Annotated in this window: 16 protein-coding genes; 9 read left to right on the forward strand and 7 right to left on the reverse strand. The window is 63.6% G+C overall.

The window, feature by feature from the left end:
* Positions 1–29: 29 nt before the first annotated feature.
* Together PX653_RS23165 and PX653_RS23170 are read left to right on the forward strand one after the other, a co-directional pair.
* Entirely contained in the window at positions 30–1,712 is a 1,683-nt protein-coding gene (locus PX653_RS23165; protein WP_277415043.1) for a T6SS phospholipase effector Tle1-like catalytic domain-containing protein, read from the forward strand.
* A 6-nt stretch (positions 1,713–1,718) separates the two neighbouring features.
* A complete protein-coding gene (locus tag PX653_RS23170) occupies positions 1,719–1,976 on the forward strand; it encodes a PAAR domain-containing protein (RefSeq protein ID WP_277415044.1) in 258 nt (85 codons plus the stop codon).
* Positions 1,977–2,055: 79 nt separating this feature from the next.
* Here PX653_RS23170 and gyrB read toward each other — a convergent pair whose 3' ends face one another.
* The 3 genes from gyrB to dnaA all read right to left on the reverse strand — a co-directional run bounded on the left by gyrB (position 2,056) and on the right by dnaA (position 7,332).
* Positions 2,056–4,554, reverse strand: coding sequence for a DNA topoisomerase (ATP-hydrolyzing) subunit B (gyrB, locus tag PX653_RS23175; RefSeq protein ID WP_277415045.1), 2,499 nt, complete (start codon positions 4,552–4,554; stop codon positions 2,056–2,058).
* A gap of 58 nt (positions 4,555–4,612) precedes the next feature.
* Positions 4,613–5,719: a DNA polymerase III subunit beta gene (dnaN, locus tag PX653_RS23180; protein WP_277415046.1), complete on the reverse strand. Its 1,107-nt coding sequence runs from the start codon at positions 5,717–5,719 to the stop codon at positions 4,613–4,615.
* Between the two features lie 179 nt (positions 5,720–5,898).
* Positions 5,899–7,332: a chromosomal replication initiator protein DnaA gene (dnaA, locus tag PX653_RS23185; RefSeq protein WP_107139620.1), complete on the reverse strand. Its 1,434-nt coding sequence runs from the start codon at positions 7,330–7,332 to the stop codon at positions 5,899–5,901.
* Positions 7,333–7,828: 496 nt separating this feature from the next.
* Here dnaA and rpmH point away from each other — a divergent pair, with 496 nt between their 5' ends.
* The 6 genes from rpmH to PX653_RS23215 all read left to right on the forward strand — a co-directional run bounded on the left by rpmH (position 7,829) and on the right by PX653_RS23215 (position 12,355).
* A complete protein-coding gene (gene rpmH, locus PX653_RS23190; protein WP_040378179.1) occupies positions 7,829–7,963 on the forward strand; it encodes a 50S ribosomal protein L34 in 135 nt (44 codons plus the stop codon).
* A 21-nt stretch (positions 7,964–7,984) separates the two neighbouring features.
* The gene (rnpA, locus tag PX653_RS23195) at positions 7,985–8,392 is read left to right on the forward strand and encodes a ribonuclease P protein component (RefSeq protein WP_277415047.1); all 408 of its coding nucleotides are present in this window, start codon (positions 7,985–7,987) and stop codon (positions 8,390–8,392) included.
* Positions 8,389–8,637: a membrane protein insertion efficiency factor YidD gene (gene yidD / locus PX653_RS23200; protein ID WP_277415048.1), complete on the forward strand. Its 249-nt coding sequence runs from the start codon at positions 8,389–8,391 to the stop codon at positions 8,635–8,637. Before rnpA ends, yidD begins: the two co-directional genes overlap by 4 nt.
* A 9-nt stretch (positions 8,638–8,646) precedes the next feature.
* On the forward strand, positions 8,647–10,335 hold the full coding sequence (yidC, locus tag PX653_RS23205) for a membrane protein insertase YidC (RefSeq protein WP_277415049.1): 1,689 nt from the start codon (positions 8,647–8,649) through the stop codon (positions 10,333–10,335).
* A gap of 132 nt (positions 10,336–10,467) precedes the next feature.
* Complete coding sequence (gene mnmE, locus PX653_RS23210) at positions 10,468–11,844, forward strand: tRNA uridine-5-carboxymethylaminomethyl(34) synthesis GTPase MnmE (RefSeq protein WP_277415050.1); 1,377 nt, start codon at positions 10,468–10,470, stop codon at positions 11,842–11,844.
* A gap of 310 nt (positions 11,845–12,154) precedes the next feature.
* Positions 12,155–12,355 (forward strand): hypothetical protein, encoded by a 201-nt coding sequence (locus PX653_RS23215; RefSeq protein WP_107144301.1) that lies wholly within the window; start codon positions 12,155–12,157, stop codon positions 12,353–12,355.
* Positions 12,356–12,379: 24 nt separating this feature from the next.
* Here the strand turns inward: PX653_RS23215 and PX653_RS23220 are convergent, their stop codons facing one another.
* Positions 12,380–12,976, reverse strand: a complete 597-nt coding sequence (locus PX653_RS23220) for an Hpt domain-containing protein (protein ID WP_277415051.1) — start codon at positions 12,974–12,976, stop codon at positions 12,380–12,382.
* Positions 12,976–13,917 (reverse strand): CAP domain-containing protein, encoded by a 942-nt coding sequence (locus tag PX653_RS23225; protein ID WP_277415052.1) that lies wholly within the window; start codon positions 13,915–13,917, stop codon positions 12,976–12,978. Before PX653_RS23225 ends, PX653_RS23220 begins: the two co-directional genes overlap by 1 nt.
* A gap of 210 nt (positions 13,918–14,127) precedes the next feature.
* Here PX653_RS23225 and pssA point away from each other — a divergent pair, with 210 nt between their 5' ends.
* Entirely contained in the window at positions 14,128–14,883 is a 756-nt protein-coding gene (gene pssA / locus PX653_RS23230; RefSeq protein ID WP_277418646.1) for a CDP-diacylglycerol--serine O-phosphatidyltransferase, read from the forward strand.
* Between the two features lie 12 nt (positions 14,884–14,895).
* On the opposite strand, the gene PX653_RS23235 is transcribed toward pssA, so the two are convergent.
* Both PX653_RS23235 and PX653_RS23240 read right to left on the reverse strand, forming a co-directional pair.
* Entirely contained in the window at positions 14,896–15,810 is a 915-nt protein-coding gene (locus PX653_RS23235) for an aldo/keto reductase (RefSeq protein WP_277415053.1), read from the reverse strand.
* 406 nt (positions 15,811–16,216) lie between these two features.
* Positions 16,217–18,694: a TonB-dependent receptor gene (locus tag PX653_RS23240; RefSeq protein ID WP_277415054.1), complete on the reverse strand. Its 2,478-nt coding sequence runs from the start codon at positions 18,692–18,694 to the stop codon at positions 16,217–16,219.
* Positions 18,695–18,794: the final 100 nt, after the last annotated feature.

An 18,794-nucleotide genomic window follows, 5' to 3' on the forward strand; every position in this document is an offset into this window, starting at 1 on the left:
AGAACGTGGAAGGAAAATAGGGGCTATTCATGGAAGATGCGACGCTGTTGACCTCGGTGTTTAGTCATGCATCGGTTGCGCCCAGACATGGAATTGTTGCATACTATATTGCGGCATGCGAGGCGTCAGATTGTTCGGCCGGTTTGCAAGTAGGTGCATTTTTTGATGGAACAAATAACAGTAGAGATTGCGATGCGGCGGGATTCAGTGACACCAATATCGCCCGACTGGCAAGTGTGTATCCATCAGAAATCGGGCTGGGCTTTGCAGGGTTCTACATCAATGGTGTCGGTACGCAGTTCCCGGAAATAGCTGAGAAAGAGAAATCGAAGTTTGGCGGCGCATTCGGCAGGGGTGGTTATGCTCGAGTTATATTCGGAATGCTATCGTTAATTAATGCAATCAGTATGAGAGGTATAGGGAGTGTAATTTATTCTCCTGAGCAGATTAAAGGCCTTTGCAGTAATGAGCATTCTGAACAGGTGCAAGCGGGACTAGGTCTGTTGGGGCGTGACCGGGGATTGCTCGACTACGAAGACAACGACACCGCCAGAGAAAACTTCTTTTTCGGACAAGTAAAAGCGCTCGAAGAAAAACTCGCAGCAAGCAAGGTGAAGCTCAAGGAATGCGTGCTCGACGTCTTCGGCTTTTCCCGTGGTGCCGCCCAGGCGCGGGTGTTCTGCAGCTGGATCGAAAGGCTGACCATCGACGGCAAACTCGCAGGCGTACCGCTGACGATCCGCTTTCTCGGGATCTTTGACACGGTAGCTTCCGCAGGTGCGATGGACGGCGTTACCGGAACGATCGTCAATTCGACGAAGGGACATACTGGCTGGGCACAAGCCAAGTTCCTTAGGATCAGCCCCAGCATCAAGACGTGCGTCCACTTTGTCGCCATGCATGAAATCCGCAAGAATTTTCCATTGGACGAAGTATCGGTGGACGGTATCGTCCCGCCCAATTGCCGGGAGTTCGCCTATCCAGGCTCACACAGCGATGTCGGCGGCGGGTATGCGCCGGGTGAGCTGGGGCTCGCATGCGGTACCGAAGCGGCCAAGGGGGATGCATACAAGCTCTCGCAAATCCCGTTGCGCCATATGATGGACTGTGCCATCGCGGCTGGCGTGCCGCTCCGCCCGAGCGTCGAGGGCCGCTTCGCCATTGCCCCGGAGCTGGAGCAGGCCTATCAAAAGTTCCTGGCCGTTTTGGGTCCGTCCGCCAGGATGCTCAGCGAATGGATGGCGCCATACATGGCCTGGCGCTGGCAAGCGCGAGACCGGTACACCGAACTTGGGCACGTCAGCCGTGCAACAAGCGACCGCGGCCTGCTGATCGACTCGAATCAACAACTGAGGGACGATGCGAAGCGTATGGGGTTTCGCGCCGACGAGGGACTGGCCGGAACGTTTGTGCGCATGGCGCGATCCGTCAAGCGCTTCGATCTGAAGAATCCAGAGTACCGGCAGGAAGAGATCGCGTCGTTGGATCCGGAAGCGCCGGCGGTGCTGGCGACGGCACGTGCGGCGCCACTGGCAAATCCTGAGCTGGCAGCTTTCTTCGACACCTATGTCCACGACTCCCTGGCGGGGTTCAGGAAAAGTCACGTCGAAAAGACCGGCTACTGGCGTCACCGCCGCTGCTTCCGCGGCAGCAAGAACGCGGAGCTGACGCAGCATGGCGATCAATTCACTACAACCGCCACCACGGCATGACAACCCATGAAGAACAGCAAAGGCAAGGGCGCGATCCGGTTGGGCGACAAGACCAGCCACGGCGGCTCCGTCATCTCGGCAGCGCCGGACCTGAAGGCACTAGGCAAGTGCGTGGCCGTCGCCGGCAATGAAGTGAAGTGCCCGAAGTGCAAAGGCGTCTTCGCCATCGTGCCGCAGGGCGGCGAGCGCAAGCACCGGGGCAAGGAGCTTGCCTATGACGGCGACAAGGCCGCGTGCGGGGCGACATTGCTCTCGTCGATCTGACGGCTCCTTAAGTAGCGAGCCGCGGACGTAAAAAAAGAGGCCGAGGCCTCTTTTTTTACGTCCGCTAGATGGGGGAAGCTTAAACGTCAATATTCCCCGCCCGCAGCGCATTCGACTCGATAAAGTTCCTGCGCGGCTCGACATCGTCGCCCATCAACGTCGTGAAGATCTGGTCCGCGGCAATCGCGTCCTCGATCTGCACCTTCAGGAGGCGCCGCACCGTCGGGTCCATCGTCGTTTCCCACAGCTGGTCCGGATTCATCTCGCCCAGGCCTTTGTAGCGCTGCTTGGAGACGGTGCGTTCCGCTTCGTCGCGCAGCCAGCCCATGGCGTGGTGGAAGTCGACGACGGCCGATTCCTTCGTGCGCTCGCCTTCGCCGCGGCGGATCAGGGCGCCTTCGCCGATCAGGCCCGTGAACGTCTCGGCCGCTTTCGCCAGCACGGCGTAGTCGGAGCCGGCGACGAAGTCGGCGTCGATCGTGCTGACTTTGACGTTACCGTGGTGCATACGCTCGATCCACAGCAGGTGCTTCTCCGACAGGTCGTCCGAACGCACCTGCACCGTGACGCTGGCATCGTTGACGTTGTCCGACAGCGCTTGCGCGGAGGCGCGGGCGGCGTCGATCGTCGTCAGGTCCAGCTTCACGCCCGTCATGATGGCGGTCAGCGCGGCGCGGTCGATCACGCGCGTCAGGCGCATCATGACGGCGTTGGCCAGGTTGTACTGGCGCGCCAGTTCGGCCAGCGGCTCGCCCGTGATCGGGTCGGCGCCTTCGCGCGGCGTCAGCACGGCCGTGTTCAGCGCGACCGTCATCATGTACGTCGCTTCTTCCACGTCGTCCTTCAGGTAGCGCTCGTCGCGGCCCGCTTTCACCTTGTACAGCGGCGGCTGGGCGATGTAGATGTGGCCACGTTCGACCAGCTGCGGCATCTGGCGGTAGAACAGCGTCAGCAGCAGGGTGCGGATGTGGGCGCCGTCGACGTCCGCGTCGGTCATGATGATGATGCGGTGGTAGCGCAGCTTGTCGGCGTTGAATTCATCCGGGCCGATCGACGTGCCCAGGGTCGCGATCAGCGTCGTGATCTGCTCCGACGACAGCATCTTCTCGAAGCGCGCCTTTTCCACGTTCAGCACCTTGCCGCGCAGCGGCAGGATGGCCTGGAACTTGCGGTCGCGGCCCTGCTTGGCCGAGCCGCCTGCGGAGTCACCCTCGACGATGTACAGCTCGGACAGCGCCGGGTCCTTTTCCTGGCAGTCGGCCAGCTTGGCCGACAGGCCCAGGCCGTCCAGCACGCCCTTGCGGCGCGTCAGGTCGCGGGCCTTGCGGGCCGCTTCGCGGGCGCGGGCCGCCTCGACGATCTTGCCGCAGATGATCTTCGCGTCGTTCGGCTTCTCCATCAGGAAGTCGGTCAGCGTTTTCGCGACGATCTCCTCGACCGGGCCGCGCACTTCCGACGACACCAGCTTGTCCTTCGTCTGCGACGAGAACTTCGGCTCCGGCACCTTCACCGACAGCACGCAGGTCAGGCCTTCGCGCATGTCGTCGCCGGCGATTTCGACCTTGGCCTTCTTGGCGAAGTCGTTCTCGTCGATGTACTTGTTGATCACGCGCGTCATCGCGGCGCGCAGGCCGGTCAGGTGGGTGCCGCCGTCGCGCTGCGGAATGTTATTGGTGAAGCACAGCACCTGCTCGTTGAACGCGTCGTTCCACTGCATCGACACGTCCACGGTGATGGTCGTGTTCTGGTCGGACTGGCGCTCGCCGGTGGCCTGGAACACGGTCGGGTGCAGCACGTTCTTGGCCTTGTTGATGTACTCGACGAAGCCGCGCGTGCCGCCTTCGAACGCGAAGATCTCTTCCTTGCCGTTGCGCTGGTCGGTCAGCTTGATGTTGACGCCATTGTTCAGGAACGACAGTTCGCGGATACGCTTGGCCAGGATCTCGTAGTGGAACTCCACGTGCGTGAAGATCTCTTCGTCGGCCCAGAAGTGCACGTCGGTGCCGCGCTTGTCGGTTTCGCCGATGACCTTGATCGGCGAGACCAGCACGCCGTCGCGGGTTTCCAGCTGGCGGTCCTGCGGCACGCCGCGCACGAATTCCATCTGGTGCACCTTGCCGTCGCGGCGGATCGTCACGCGCAGCAGTTTCGACAGCGCGTTCACGCAGGATACGCCCACGCCGTGCAGGCCGCCCGAGACCTTGTACGAGTTCTGGTCGAACTTGCCGCCCGCGTGCAGTTCCGTCAGCACGATCTCGGCCGCCGAGCGCTTCGGCTCGTGCTTGTCGTCCATCTTCAGGCCCACGGGGATGCCGCGGCCGTTGTCGGTGATCGAGATCGAGTTGTCCGAGTGGATCGTCACGTGGATCTCGGTGCAGTGCCCGGCCAGCGATTCGTCGATCGAGTTGTCCAGCACTTCGAACACGAGGTGGTGCAGGCCGGTGCCGTCCGAGGTGTCACCGATATACATGCCGGGGCGCTTGCGGACTGCCTCCAGACCTTCGAGGATCTGGATCGACGATGCGCCGTACTCTTCCTGTTTTGCCGGGATTTGTGGTGCGTTCTGGCTTTCGGACATGGACTACTTTCTCAATTAACTTTGCTGTTTGAATCGGGACTGCTGTCAGGCTGGCGGATCAGATCCGCATCGGCATCACGACATACTTGAAGTCCGGGTTTTCCGGGATCGAGATCAGTGCGGACGAATTGGAGTCGCCCAGCGAGACGTTGACCTGGTCGCACTTCAGGTTGTTCAGCACGTCCAGCAGGTACGTGACGTTGAAGCCGATGTCGATGTTGTCGCCGCCGTAGTCGATTTCCAGTTCCTCGACCGCTTCTTCCTGGTCCGCGTTGGTGGACGAGATCTTCAGCGAGCCCGGGCTGATGATACAGCGCACGCCCTTGAACTTATCGCTCGTCATGATGGCCGCGCGCTGCAGGGAGCGCAGCAGCTCGTCGCGGCTGATCGTGAAGTCGTTCTTGTAGCCCTTCGGGATCACGCGCGTGTAGTCGGGGAACTTGCCCTCGACGAGCTTCGAGATCAGTTCGATGTCGGTGAAGCCCAGCTTGACCTGGTTGGCGGCGATGTCCAGCTGGACCGGCTCGTCGTTCTCTTCCAAGAGGCGCTGCAGCTCGATGATGGTCTTGCGCGGGATGATGACTTCCTGGCGCTCGAACGCCTGCTCGGTCTTGACCTGGCAGAAGGCCAGGCGGTGGCCGTCGGTCGCCACGGCGATGACGTTCTCGCCGTCCAGCACCAGCAGCAGGCCGTTCAGGTAGTAGCGGATGTCCTGCTGCGCCATCGCGAAGTGCACCATGTTGAACAGGTGCTTCAGCGTCTTTTGCGGCAGCGTGAACGACGCGTTGTAGGTTTCCGCTTCCTGCACGGTCGGAAACTCCTCGGCGGCCAGCGTCTGCAGCGCGAAGCGCGATTTACCGCTCTGTACGGTCAGGCGCTTGTTCAGCAAGGTCATCGTCACGTCGCCCGACTCGGGCAGCGCGCGCAGGATGTCCAGCAGCTTGCGCGCGGCGACCGTGGTGCCGGCCACGTCGGCGCTCGCACCGATGTTGGCATTGGTCGTGATCTGCACTTCGGTATCGGTGGACAGGAACGAGACGGCTTCGCCTTCCTTGCGGATGAGGATATTGGCCAGAATCGGCATGGTGTGCCGACGCTCGACAATACCGCTCACGATCTGCAGTGGCCGGAGTAGCGTATCTCGGGTGGTTTTGACCAGTTGCATAAATATCCTCGATAAAAAATTAATGACTAATGCGTAATGCTGTAGGTGTCACATTATGGCAAAGCGTTGGACTCGCAACCCAAGGTCGAGTGCCGGGGTCAGACGGGGACGCCTAGACCCGGCGGGTCTGACCCCAGGGTTTGCTTATGGGGTGGAGCATGCGCCGCGCGCTCCCTGCTTCACCCCTTTAACGTTTGCTCCAACACGTGCAACTCATGGTTGCACTCCGGGTTCTTGGTCCGGTCCTGCGCGATCTTGCGCACCGCGTGCAGCACGGTGGTGTGATCGCGCCCGCCGAACAATTCGCCGATCTCCGGCAGGCTTTTCTGCGTCAGCTCCTTGGCCAGGTACATCGCGATCTGGCGCGGCCGCGCGATGTTGGCGGGGCGGCGCTTCGAATACATGTCGGCGACCTTGATGTTGAAGAAGTCGGCCACCGTCTTCTGGATGTTCTCCACGCTGATCTGGCGGTTCTGCACCGACAGCAGGTCCTTCAAGGCTTCCTTGACGATGTCGATCGAGATGTCCTTGCCGTGGAAGCGCGAGTACGCCAGGATCTTGCGCAGCGCGCCTTCCAGCTCGCGCACGTTCGAGCGCAGGTGCTTGGCAACGAAGAACGCGACGTCGTCGGACAGGGTCACGCCTTCCGACTTCGCCTTCTTCAGCAGGATCGCCACGCGCATTTCCAGCTCCGGCGGCTCGATCGCCACCGTCAGGCCGGAGTCGAAGCGCGAGATCAGGCGGTCGTCCATGCCCGTGATCTCTTTCGGATATGTGTCCGACGTGATGATGATCTGCTTCTTCGCGGCGATCAGCGCCTCGAACGCATAGAAGAACTCTTCCTGCGTGCGGCTTTTCCCGCCGAAGAACTGGATATCGTCGATCAGCAGCATATCGAGCGAATGGTAGTAGTGCTTGAAGTCGTCGAAGCCCTTGCGCTGGTAGGCCGTGACCACGTCGCGCACGTACTGCTCCGCATGGATGTAGCGGATGCGCGCGCCGGGCTGGTCGGCCATCACCTGGTTGCCGATCGCATGGATCAAGTGGGTCTTGCCGAGGCCCACGCCGCCGTAGAAGAACAGCGGGTTGTACGACACGCCCGGGTTGTTCGCCACCTGGATCGCGGCGGCGCGCGCCAGCTGGTTGGCCTTACCGGTAACGAAGCTGTCGAACGTCAGGTCGGTGTTGATGCGGCTTTGCTCGCGGCCACGCGCGTTGGCGAAATCGTTCGCCGTCGATGGCGCGGCGCTGGCCGGGCTTTCGACGGTGCGCACGTCGGCCACGTGCACGGCCGGCGCGTCGACGCTGTTGCCGGTGCCGCCGCCGATGCCGCCGTTGACGGTCGGTGGCGACACCTTGCGGGCCGGGTTGGTGCGCGGGTCGAGGACGAACTGCACCTCCGTCGGCGCCTCCCAGTATTGCGATGCAAGGGCGGTGATGCGACTGGCGAACTGGGATTTGACCCAGTCGAGCTTGAAGCGATTGGGCGCAGCAATGCGCAGCTTGCCGTTCTCGTAGTCGAGCGGTACAAGCGGTTTAATCCACGCGCTGAATTGTTGCGGCGTCAGCTCCAGTTCCAGTTGGGCGGAACAGGTCTGCCAGAAATTTTCCATGAATCGTCTATCTAAAAGCAAAGGGAGGGCACCCGAGGTTCCCGGTCAGCATGTCGCATTGCAGCGGCCAGGAGCGGTGTGACGCTTCCCGGCGACAAGTGCCACGCATGCAACGAAACCTCCTGCGCGCCACACGTAACACGCTATTCTAACTCCGAACCCAACAAGTTATCCACAGGGTTGTTCCAAATTTTGCGTAAACTGCGTGCCGGCGCCGGGGCAGGCGCGCGCCTTCGCTGTTGACAAGCACCCTTCAAATGCTGATAATTCAGGGTTCCCCGCCCGTACTCCGTGATTTTTCACTATTTTTCACATTACGATCAGCGCGGATGAAGCGGGCGATGAGATTGGCCAGCTTGTGCCGGACGTGTTGGCATAAGTGCGCGAAATGTCATTGGCACCAATAACTGAAGGGATTCGCTGGCGTGCGTGCTGAATTTCAGCCCTGTGCGGCAGGCCCGATTTTGCATTTTTTTGCTTCTTTAGCGAGACCAACATGAAACGTACTTACCAACCTTCCGTCGTGCGCCGCAAGCGTACCCACGGTTTCCGTGCTCGTATGGCTACCCGTGGCGGCCGTCAGGTCCTGAACGCACGCCGCGCCAAAGGCCGCAAGCGTCTGGCTGTATAAGCCAAAGCTTGTTAGTCGAGCGTGGACAGTAGTTCCAACGGCTCTTCAGGCGAAGGTTCCCACGACTTCGCGCGCGCTCGGCGCATCGTTAAAACGGATGAATTTTCATCCGTTTTTCGTTTGCGCCCGACCCAGAAAAGCGCGCACTTCGTGCTCTATACCCGCCAGAATCAGCTGCCCCATGCGCGGCTGGGTGTTGTCGTTGCCAAACGGCTCGCACCGCGTGCCGTCACGCGCAATACAATCAAACGCGTCACCCGCGAGTTGTTCCGCGTGACCGGCCTGCCGGCCATCGATTGCGTGGTGCGGCTGGCCAAACCGGTCAACACCAAGGCCGGCCCGGCCACGACGGCAAAGCTCAAGACCGAGCTGCGCCTGGAACTGACGCGCCTGTTCGCTACCCAGGCCAGGTCCCGGCCCGCGCGATGAAAACCATCCTGACCTTCCTGCTGCGCGGTTACCAGGTCGCCCTGAGTCCCCTGATGGGGCCGAGCTGCCGGTTTTATCCCAGCTGCTCGAACTACGCACTGGAAGCGCTGCGCGTTCACGGCGCGGCCAAGGGCAGCTGGCTCGCGGCACGCCGCATCTGCCGCTGCCATCCGTGGCATCCGGGCGGGCTCGATCCCGTCCCGCCGCGGCATTCTTCGACCGCTTGCGGTTGCAACCACTCCTGATTTGACCCAATGGATATCAACAAACGCACCATCCTGTGGATCGTCTTCGCTGTTTCGCTGGTCGCCCTGTGGAACGAGTGGATGATCTCGTCCGGCCGGCCTTCGATGTTCGCGCCGGCCAAGACCGCGCCGGCCACCGACGCCAAGGCCGGCAATGCCGCCAACGGCGGCGTGCCCGCCCCGGTCGGCACCGCCACCGTGGCCGGTGCCGCCGCCGTACCGGGCAGCGCCGCGCCATTCAAGAGCGAGGTCGTGACGGTCACGACGGACGTCTTCAAGGTCGATATCGACACGCTGGGCGGCCAGATCAAGCGCCTGGAACTGCTCAAGTTCAAGGACGGCATCGATCCCACCAGGAACCAGCAACTGTTCCAGCAGGCGGGCAACCGCGTCTACCTGGCGCAGACGGGCCTCGTCGGCGCCCCGGGCCTGCCGAACCACCACACGGGCTTCACGGTCCGTCCTGGTCCGCGCACGCTGGACGCGGCCGGCCAGCTTCAGGTCGTCATGGACGCGGAGCAGAACGGCGTCAAGCTGACCAAGACGTTCACGTTCAAGCGCGGCGACTACGTCATCGACGTGCGCCACGACGTCACCAACACCGGTACCGCGCCGCTGAAACCGGAGCTGTACCTGCAGCTGGTCCACGACGGCAACAAGCCGGAAGGCTCGTCGTGGTTCAACCCGAGCTTCACGGGCCCGACGCTGTACACGGATGCCGACAAGTACAAGAAGCTGACCTTCGAGAAGATCGAGAAGGAAGACGCGACGCAGAAGGAAAATCCAGGCAAGCCGTTCACGCCGGACCACCCGACCAAGGCCGACAACGGCTGGGTCGCGATCTCGCAGCACTTCTTCGTCTCCGCACTGGTACCGCAAGCGAAGCAGATGCATGACATCTTCACGCGCAAGGTGGACACCAACACGTACGCGATCGGCGTGGTGCAGCCGCTGGGCACCCTGGCGCCGGGCGCCACGGTGTCGAACAACGCCAAGCTGTATTCCGGTCCGCAGGAAGAGCAGGCGCTGGAAAGCGTGTCGCCGGGGCTGGAACTGGTCAAGGACTACGGCATGCTGACGATCGTCGCCAAGCCGATGTACTGGGTGATGGAAAAGATCCACGGCGCACTGGGCAACTGGGGCTGGACGATCATCGCCTTCACGATCCTGATCAAGCTGATCTTCTTCCCGCTGTCGGCCGCCAGCTACCGCAGCATGGCGCGCATGAAGGTGGTGACGCCGAAGATGACGGCCATCCGCGAGCGCTACAAAGGCGACCCGCAGAAGATGAACCAGGCGATGATGGAGCTGTACAAGACCGAGAAGATCAATCCGCTGGGCGGCTGCCTGCCGATCGTCGTGCAGATGCCGATCTTCATCGCGCTGTACTGGGTGCTGAACGCCTCCGTCGAAATGCGCGGCGCGCCATGGATCGGCTGGATCCACGACCTGACCCGTCCCGACCCGTTCTTCATCCTGCCGGTGCTGTACGCGATCTCGATGTACGTGACGATGAAGCTGAACCCGCAGCCGGCCGATCCGACGCAGGCGAAGATGATGCTGTTCATGCCGCTGGCATTCTCCGTCATGTTCCTGTTCTTCCCGTCCGGCCTGGTGCTGTACTGGGTGGTCAACAACCTGTTCTCGATCGCCCAGCAGTGGGTCATCACGAAAAAGCTGGCGCCCGACGCGAAATAAGCGCCGCACACGGCACAGTCCGTGTCCCACCGCGGGGTCAGACCCCGCGGTGGGACACGGGCCCGGCCGTAGCATGCTGACCAGCCAAACCCGTGCACCGCACGGGTTTTTTTATTCCTTTAGAATCCGTCCATGAATCTCGATACCTCTCCCATCGCCGCCATCGCCACCGCTCCCGGCCGCGGCGGCATCGGCGTCGTGCGCGCCTCCGGCAAGAACCTGCAGGGACTGGCGCAGGCGCTGTTCGGCGCCGCGCTGAAACCCCGCCACGCCACGTACATCCCGTTCACGCAGGCGGACGGCAACCTGATCGACCAGGGCATCGCCATCTACTTCAAAGGCCCCCATTCGTACACGGGCGAGGACGTCATCGAGCTGCAGGGCCACGGCGGCCCCGTCGTGCTGCAGATGCTGCTGCAGCGCGTGCTGGAGGCGGGCCGCGAGTTCGGGGTGCGCCTGGCCGAGCCGGGCGAATTCACCCGCCGCGCCTACATGAACGACAAGCTGGACCTGGCCCAGGCCGAGGCGGTGGCCGACCTGATCGACGCCTCGACGGAAGCGGCCGTGAAATCGGCGTCGCAATCGCTGTCCGGCGCGTTCTCGAAGACGATTCACGCGCTGGTGGAGCGTGTCACGCACCTGCGCATGCTGGTCGAAGCGACCCTGGACTTCCCGGAAGAGGAAATCGACTTCCTGGAGAAATCGGACGCGCGCGGCCAGCTCAAAGGCATCGTCGAAGCGCTGGACGCCGTGTTCCGCCAGGCGTCGCAAGGCGCGCTGCTGCGCGAGGGCCTGAATGTCGTCCTGGTCGGGCAGCCAAATGTCGGTAAGTCCTCACTCCTGAATGCGCTGGCGGGGGCGGACGTTGCCATCGTCACGCCAATCGCGGGCACTACACGCGACAAGGTGACGGAAACGATCCAGATCGAAGGCATCCCGCTGAACATCATCGACACGGCCGGCATCCGCGGCCACGACGAGGCGGTGGACGTGGTCGAACGCATCGGCATCGAACGCACGTGGGGCGAAGTGGGCAAGGCGGACGTCATCCTGCACATGCTGGACGCGAGCCACGGCCCGACCCGCGCCGACGAAGCGATCATTGCCGGCTTCCCGGCCGGGGTGCCGGTACTGCGCATCTGGAACAAGATCGACCTGTCCGGCCACAAGCCGTCCATGGATACGTCGGAGGACGCCACCCACATCTACCTGTCCGCCCACGAGCACCAGGGCATCGACCTGCTGCGCCAGGAGCTGCTGCGCATCGCCGGCTGGCAGCAGACGGGCGAATCGCTGTATCTGGCGCGCGAACGCCACCTGATCGCGCTGAAAAACGCGGCGCGCCACCTGGACCACGCCAGCCAGCACGCGGCGCAGACGGACCAGTCGCTCGACCTGTTCGCCGAGGAACTGCGCCTGGCGCAGACGCAGCTGTCCACGATCACCGGCGCGTTCTCGTCGGACGATTTGCTGGGGGTGATCTTCAGCCGGTTCTGTATCGGCAAGTAAGCCTTAGGGCGGGCCCCAGAGCCCGCCCGCCTATCGGAAATCACCTTCCCATAGGAAAATTTTTCCGTCCCGACCCTTCCTGTTGTGAATGTGCCAGAGCGTTAGCCAGCGCACCAAATGGCCTCATTTGCGCTGTTTTAATCCTGCTATTATTTATTGCAGTAACCCGCTGCCAGGCGCTGCCGATACTGTGGCGCGATCGATGCAAGGTTGGCGGGTTCGCTGTCCGGATTGATACCGCTCATGCCCGGATACTTCCGCTGACGTAATCTTGCTTACAGGCTTGAAGTGCATCCGAAGGGGGAACACCGTGGAACCGATACAAGAGAACCTGTCATCCGAGATCGCCAGTGCGGGGTTGCCGGTCATGCCGGCGCCGTTGCGGACGCGCCAGATGCTGCCGCCCAAGGGATCGTGCTGGTATTGTGAAAAGCCGCTGGACAGCGTGAAGCGCTTCTGCGGCCGGGATTGCGCGGATTCGTTCGACGAGGAAGCGGAATACACCCGCTGAAATGACGCTTGCGCCGGCGCGGCGTCACAGCGCCGGGCGCAGCAGTTCCAGGGCGCGGTCGAAGTCATAGTCGTCCACCGCTGCCGCGACGGCACGCCATTGCGTCGCACCGATGGTTTCCGCCAGCAGCGGCGCATAGCGCGCCGCCAGGTCGACGGCGGTGCCGTTGCCTTCATCCAGCAGCCGTGCCAGCTCCTGCAGCAGCACGGCGCCATCGCTGTCCTCCGGTGCCGCCACCGCCAGCGCGGGCGGCGGGTTCCGCTCCAGTTCTTCCTCGATCGCCTGCAGCACGGCCGTCAGTGCCGTTTGCAGCGGCCCAAGCAATGCATCCACCGGCTCATGCCGTTCCATGGCCTGTTCGGCCCGTCCCGCCAGCAATGCCAGCCGGGGTGCCGAGACAAGCCCGGCGGCGCCTTTCAGCGTGTGCAGCGTGCGATGCGCGGCATCGTGGTCGCCAGCCGCCAGCTGGGCCCGTGCTTCCTCCACGCAGGACGCGTAGCCGGCGAAGCGCCGCAGCACGTTGGCATACACCTGCCGGTCGCCCAGCAGGCGTGCCAGGCCATGGGCCGGGTCCAGCACCGGCAGTGCCGCGGTGTCCTTCGGATCGATGCCAATACCCATCAGCGTGTCGTGAACGACCAGTTGCGGCCAATGGCCGTGCCGTCGACGGTGCCGCTGAAGCGGACGTCATAGACCGTACCGGCCGTCAGTTTCGCCAGCGGGATGATCGACGCGGCGGCATCCGGCGTTTCCTTGTCCGTCGCCTTCGTCAGCAGGCGCACCGGCAAGTCGGTGCCGCCACGGGCGCGTACCGTGAAGCTGTTGACGACGATCTTGGACGGATTGTCCGCGTGCACGCTGATCGGATAACCCACCTCGTTGCGGTCCGGCACCGGATCGGGCGATTCGCTGTCGCTCAGGAAGTTGACGGGGACGGCGGTCTGGCCATTGACGGGATACGTCACCACGTTGCCGCGGCCGACGCCCGGACCGTAGCCGCCGCTGGCGGCGAAGTCGGCCGTGAAGTAGGTGTAGCCGCTGGCCGTGGACGAGGCCCCCGTGCCCATTTCGCGGAACAGCGGCTCGAAGATGACGAAGCGGTGGTAGATCGCCGCGATCAGTTCCTCGGCATGGTAGAAGCCGGTCCGGTCGGCGGCGGCGGAGATCACTTCGCCGTAGGCATATGGCGCCGTGATCCGATAGCCTGCGGCAGCGAAGCGGTCCGCCAGGACGGCACCCGTATAGCCGGTCTTGCCCTGCACCTGGTCATGCGATACCGTGTCGTTCTGGCGCAGGTAAGTGGAGTGGCCGAGCGCGGCCTGGTCGATGGCGCTGTTGCGCCCCAGTACCGACAGGCCCACCTGCGCGCGGCGGTAGTTGAACCAGGCAAAACCGTCCGTGGCCGTGTCGCCCGTCGCGGTGGGCGCGCCTGGCTGGACCGGCGCGGGCGGCGTGGTGGGCCGTACGCCATCCTCGCGGTCGCTGCTGCCGCCACAAGCGGACAGCAGCCCCGCCAGCAGCAGGGCGGCCAGCCGCGCCTTGTAGTGTTCGTGTGCGTACATGATCAGCTCCGGATGACGCCGGAACGGCCCGGCCACAAGGGGATTCTAAGCCAAATCAGCCCCCCACGGTCTTACCTTTGGCGGGCCGCCGCCCCGGTTGCGGGGCGCTGCCGGGACGGCGCGGACGGTACAATACCGGCAATGTCCAACCGGCCACGTTGCCGGAAACCTCATACGCGAGCACACTTGACTACTCCCCGCACCCGGCGCATGCAGCGCGCCAAGTTTGCCTTGCCCAGCTCGGTCACCCTGCTGTCGATCGCCTGTGGCTTCGGCAGTATCGTCCTGTCCGTGGACAACGCCCACGCCGGCTACGCCGCCGACTACCGCCTGGCCGCCGCGCTGCTGGTCCTGGCCGGCATCTTCGACGCGCTGGACGGCTTCGTCGCCCGCGCCACCGGCACCAGTTCCGAATTCGGCGTGCAGCTCGACTCCATCGCCGACGTCATGAACTTCGGCTGCGCCCCGGCGCTGCTGTTGTACTGCTATGGCTTCGTGCCGATGGGACCTGCCGACCCGATGCTGCTGCGTGCCGGCGGCATCGCCGCGTTTTTCTTCGTTGCCTGCGGCGCGCTGCGGCTGGCCCGCTTCAATGTGAACGTCGGCCGCACCGACCCGAAATACTTCGTCGGCATGCCCATCACGGCGGGTGCCGCGTGCGTCGCGTCCGTCGTCGTCGCGTGGCCGGAGCCGCCCGACACGTCGCTGCATGGCTGGCTGGTCGTGCTGCTGCTGTTCCTCGTCGGCAGCCTGATGGTGTCGACGATCCGCTTCCCCAGCTCAAAGCAGAAGAAAAGCACGGCGCTGTTCGTGGTCCTGGCCATCAATATCGCCCTGCTGGTGTGGCTGCGCGCGTATTACTTCGTGCTGTTCTTCCTTGTCTACGTCACTGGCACGCTGGCACTGAACCTGGCGTGGAAGCAGGGCTTTACCAAGGTGCCGCCACCGGTCGTGTACGAGGACTGAAGAAGTCCGGCCTCACGCCACCTCGTGCCCGCGCGCGGCGCGCAGGATCTCGAACCATTGCTGGCGCGTCAGGGTGACTTGCGTCGCTTCGACCGCTTCACGGATCGCCTCGATGCGACCGCTGCCCGTCAGCGGGACCGGTTTGCTGGGCAGCTGCATGATCCACGCGAACACCACGCTGGAGAACGAATACCCCGTCTCCGCCGCCACCTGGCGGATCTTCGCGCGCAGCGGCGCCGTCGCGGCATCGTCGCCGAACAGGCGGCCGCCCGCCAGCGGCGACCAGATCATCGGCGCCACGCCCTGGTCCTGCAGGCCGTCGAAGGTTTCGTCGAACATCGGCGCCAGGTGCAGCGGCGAGAACTCGACCTGGTTGGTGGCAAGGGGCACACGCCGGTGCAGGCATTCGAACTGGTGCCGCGTGAAATTGGAGACGCCGAAATGACGCACCTTGCCGGCCGCGCGCAGCGCCTCGAACGTCTCGGCGATCTCGTCGAACTCCATCAGCGGGTCGGGGCGGTGGATCAGCAGCAGGTCCAGGTGCGTGGTGCGCAGTGCCTTCAGCGAGTTGTCGACGGAAGCCACGATGTGCGCCGCCGTCGTGTCGTAATGCTGGATCGTGTGGGCGGGCCGCGCCGGTGAGCGCAGCTTGATGCCGCATTTGCTGACGATCTGCATGCGCTCGCGCAGCGAAGGCTGCAGCGCGAGCGCCTCGCCGAACAGGCTTTCGACACCGTAGCCGCCATAGATGTCGGCATGGTCGAAGCTCGACACGCCAAGCTCCAGGCACTGCTCGATGAATGCCAGCCGCTGTTGCGGCGCCATGTTCCATTCCCCCATCCGCCACATGCCCGCCACGATGCGCGACAGCGCGAGGCCGTCATCCGAAGTGCGTACGACAGGGCAGGGAGCGGTGGAATTCGTCATGGCGAGGCTTTCAGGTTGGAAGAGGGAACGGAAATTATAGTGCGGCCGGCGCCGGATACCGGTGACGAAATCGGTGACAGTCACCATTTTTCAGGCAACAAAAAAAAGCGGCCCGAAGGCTGCCAAAGGTACGAACGAACGCGCAGCCTTGGATGTCCGCGCGCCAGGAAATTAGGGACAGCCTCCAATTCGCCGAAATCGGAAATGGGAAATCGGGGACAGCCTCCAATTTGCTGCTTCACTCGCGCTAGCGAAATAGGAGGCTGTCCCCAATTAGCGCAATTAGCGGTCCCCAATTGGCGGGAGGCTGTCCCCAAACAAAAAAAGCGGCCCGAAGGCCGCCAAAGGTGAGAACGAACGCGCAGCCTTGGATGTCCGCGCGCCAGGGACTGTTCTCGATGAACTCTTAGAAGCGGTACATGACGGAGGCTTCCCACGTGCGGCCGAACAGCGGGCGCGCGTTGATCGGGCCCGTGCCGCCCGTCGTCAGGCGCGAATTGCCCTCGGTCAGGCCCAGCTCGTTGGACAGGTTCGAGCCGCTCACACGCAGCTCGAGCTTTTCGCCCAGGCGGTACACGGCGCCGATGTCGACCGTCTTGTACGACGGCAGGTACTGCTCGTTCAACTGGTCGGCCCAGCGCTCGCCGATGTACGTGTAGGTGCCGTACAGTTTCAGCTCGTTGTCGCCCAGGGGGATGCGGTAGGCGGGCGTAAAGCGGAACTGCGTCTTCGGCTGGCGCTGCACGCGCTTGCCGGCCGTGTTCGGGTTGTCCTTGTACTCGGAATCCTGCCAGTTGCCCGTCAGCGTCAGGGTCAGGTCGCGGATGGGGCGCGCAGCCAGCTCGAACTCGACGCCGTTGCCCTTCGAGCCGCTGGTCGAATACAGCACGGTGCCGTCGGCCAGCAGCTGCTGGAACGAGATGCCGTCGAACTCCGTGTGGAAGTAGTTGATGTAGGCGCTGTACAGCGGCGTCGCCGTCTTGAAGCCCACTTCGACCTGCTTGATCTTCGGCGTCGGCAGGAAGTTGCGGTCGTCCACCCTGGCCTGGGTGCCGGCGTTGCGCAGGTCGTCGAACGCGACAAACGTGTGGCCCGTGTTGGCGCGCACGAACACGCTGGCATCGCGCGCCAGCTTGTAGTTGCCGCCGATGGTGAACGAGTTGGCGGAGTCGGTGCGGCTCAAGGCCGTGTTGGCGCCCGTCGGCATCGACGTGTTGTTGTTGTAGACCGTCAGCGCATTGTTGTCCGTGTCGCCCGTCACCAGGTTCGACACGGTGGCGTCGAGCTTCTGGCGCTCGCGGCGGATGCCGCCATCGATCTTGATGCGCTCGTTGACCTTCCACTCGTTGGCGATGAACAGCGCCGTGTTGCTGCCGTCGTAGGACGCGACCGGCGCATAGTTGACGGGGCCTTCCTTGCCCTGGTTCGACACGATGACGCCATTGTTCAGGCGCACCTCGATCAGGCGCGCGTTCGGCACGGCCGTCATCAGGTGGCTGTTGCCCAGGTACCAGGTGTCGTCCGACGAGTAGTTGGCGAAGTAGCCGCCGATCGTCACCGTGTTGTCCTTCATCCATTCGCGGCTGACGCGGATCTCGTCCGTAAATGACTGCAGTTGCTTTTCCACCGCCCACAGGCCGGCCTGCACCACCTGCTGGTTGTCCGCCACCGGCGTGCCGTCCAGGTACGTCGCGGTGGCGCGGGTGCCGCCGTGCGTTGCCAGCGCGGTGGCGTTGTAGGCGCCCATCGCCAGCGGGTTGTTGCCGGTGAACATGGCGATGGTGTTCAGGTCGCCGTCGAAGTAATTGAACTTGTTCGACACATTCCAGCCCGAGATCGTCTGGGCGAAGTCGACCCCGAACACGTTCGCCTTCAGGCCGCGGCCGTCGCCCAGGTCGTAGCTCAAGGTACGGCCGGGGCCTGCCTCCACGGTGAAGCGGCGCATCTCGCCGCTCATCAGGGTGCCCGTCAGCGGGTCGAAGCCGGGGAATTCGCCGATCGTACGGCCCTCGTTGGACGAGATCAGCGGCACGCCCGTGTAGAACGCATTCTTGTCGTTGGTGCTCCGGGCATAGAACGTTACTTCGCCGCCATCGAGTTTTTTCGTCAACGTCGCCGTCAGCTGGCCGCCCTTGTCGGCCGGGAAGCCGGCATCGCGCACGCCGTTGGTATTGCGGTAGAAGCCGCCGATGGTGCCGTACCAGCCATCCGAGATCTTGCCGCCGTAGAACACGTCCACGCGGCGCAGTTCGCCCGTGCCCGTGGAGAAGCGGATCGAGCCTTCCGGCGTGTCGGTTCCCTTTTTCAGGATGAAGTTCATCGTCGCGCCCGGCTGGCCGTTCGAGAAGATGGTGCTGGGGCCGCCACGCAGCACTTCCACGCGCTCGATCGTGTCGTCCAGGCGGAAGGCGGACGAGCCTTCGAAGAACGACAACGTCGGCACCGGATAGATCGGGTTGCCCATCATCTGCACGGAAACAAAGGGCGAGTCGGAGCCGGACGGGAAACCGCGCACCTCGATGTTGGCGCCCGACTGGCCGCCCGTCGCCTCGGCGTACACGCCGGGCACCAGCTTCAGGATGTCGGCTGTGCTGCTGGGGGCGGCCTGCTTGAGCTGTTCTTCGGTGGCCGTCGTGATGGAGAACGCGGAGTCGAGCTTGCGCACGCCGCCGGAGGTGGCGACGCCGGTCACGACCACCTGCTGCAGCTCGGTCTGGACGGCGTCGTTGCGGGCAGCGCCGGCCTGGGTTTGCGGACTGCCGCTGGTGCCGCTGCTATCCGCCGGGGGCGGGGCCGCGGTGTCGGTTTGCGCCTGGGCCTGGCTGGCGAGGGTCAGGATGGCCAGCGAAACGGACGTGTGCAGGAACGTGCGAGGAATTCTCATGATGGGCTTTCTTCTCTAGGATTGTCGTCTCCGGGACAATACGACCGGCCTCGAGAGGCCCGCCGTTCCCGCTGCTTTCATGTTCTGAGCAGATGTGCCT

The sequence above is a fragment of the Pseudoduganella chitinolytica genome (assembly GCF_029028125.1).
In the GTDB taxonomy this organism is placed as follows: Bacteria; Pseudomonadota; Gammaproteobacteria; order Burkholderiales; family Burkholderiaceae_D; genus Rugamonas; species Rugamonas chitinolytica.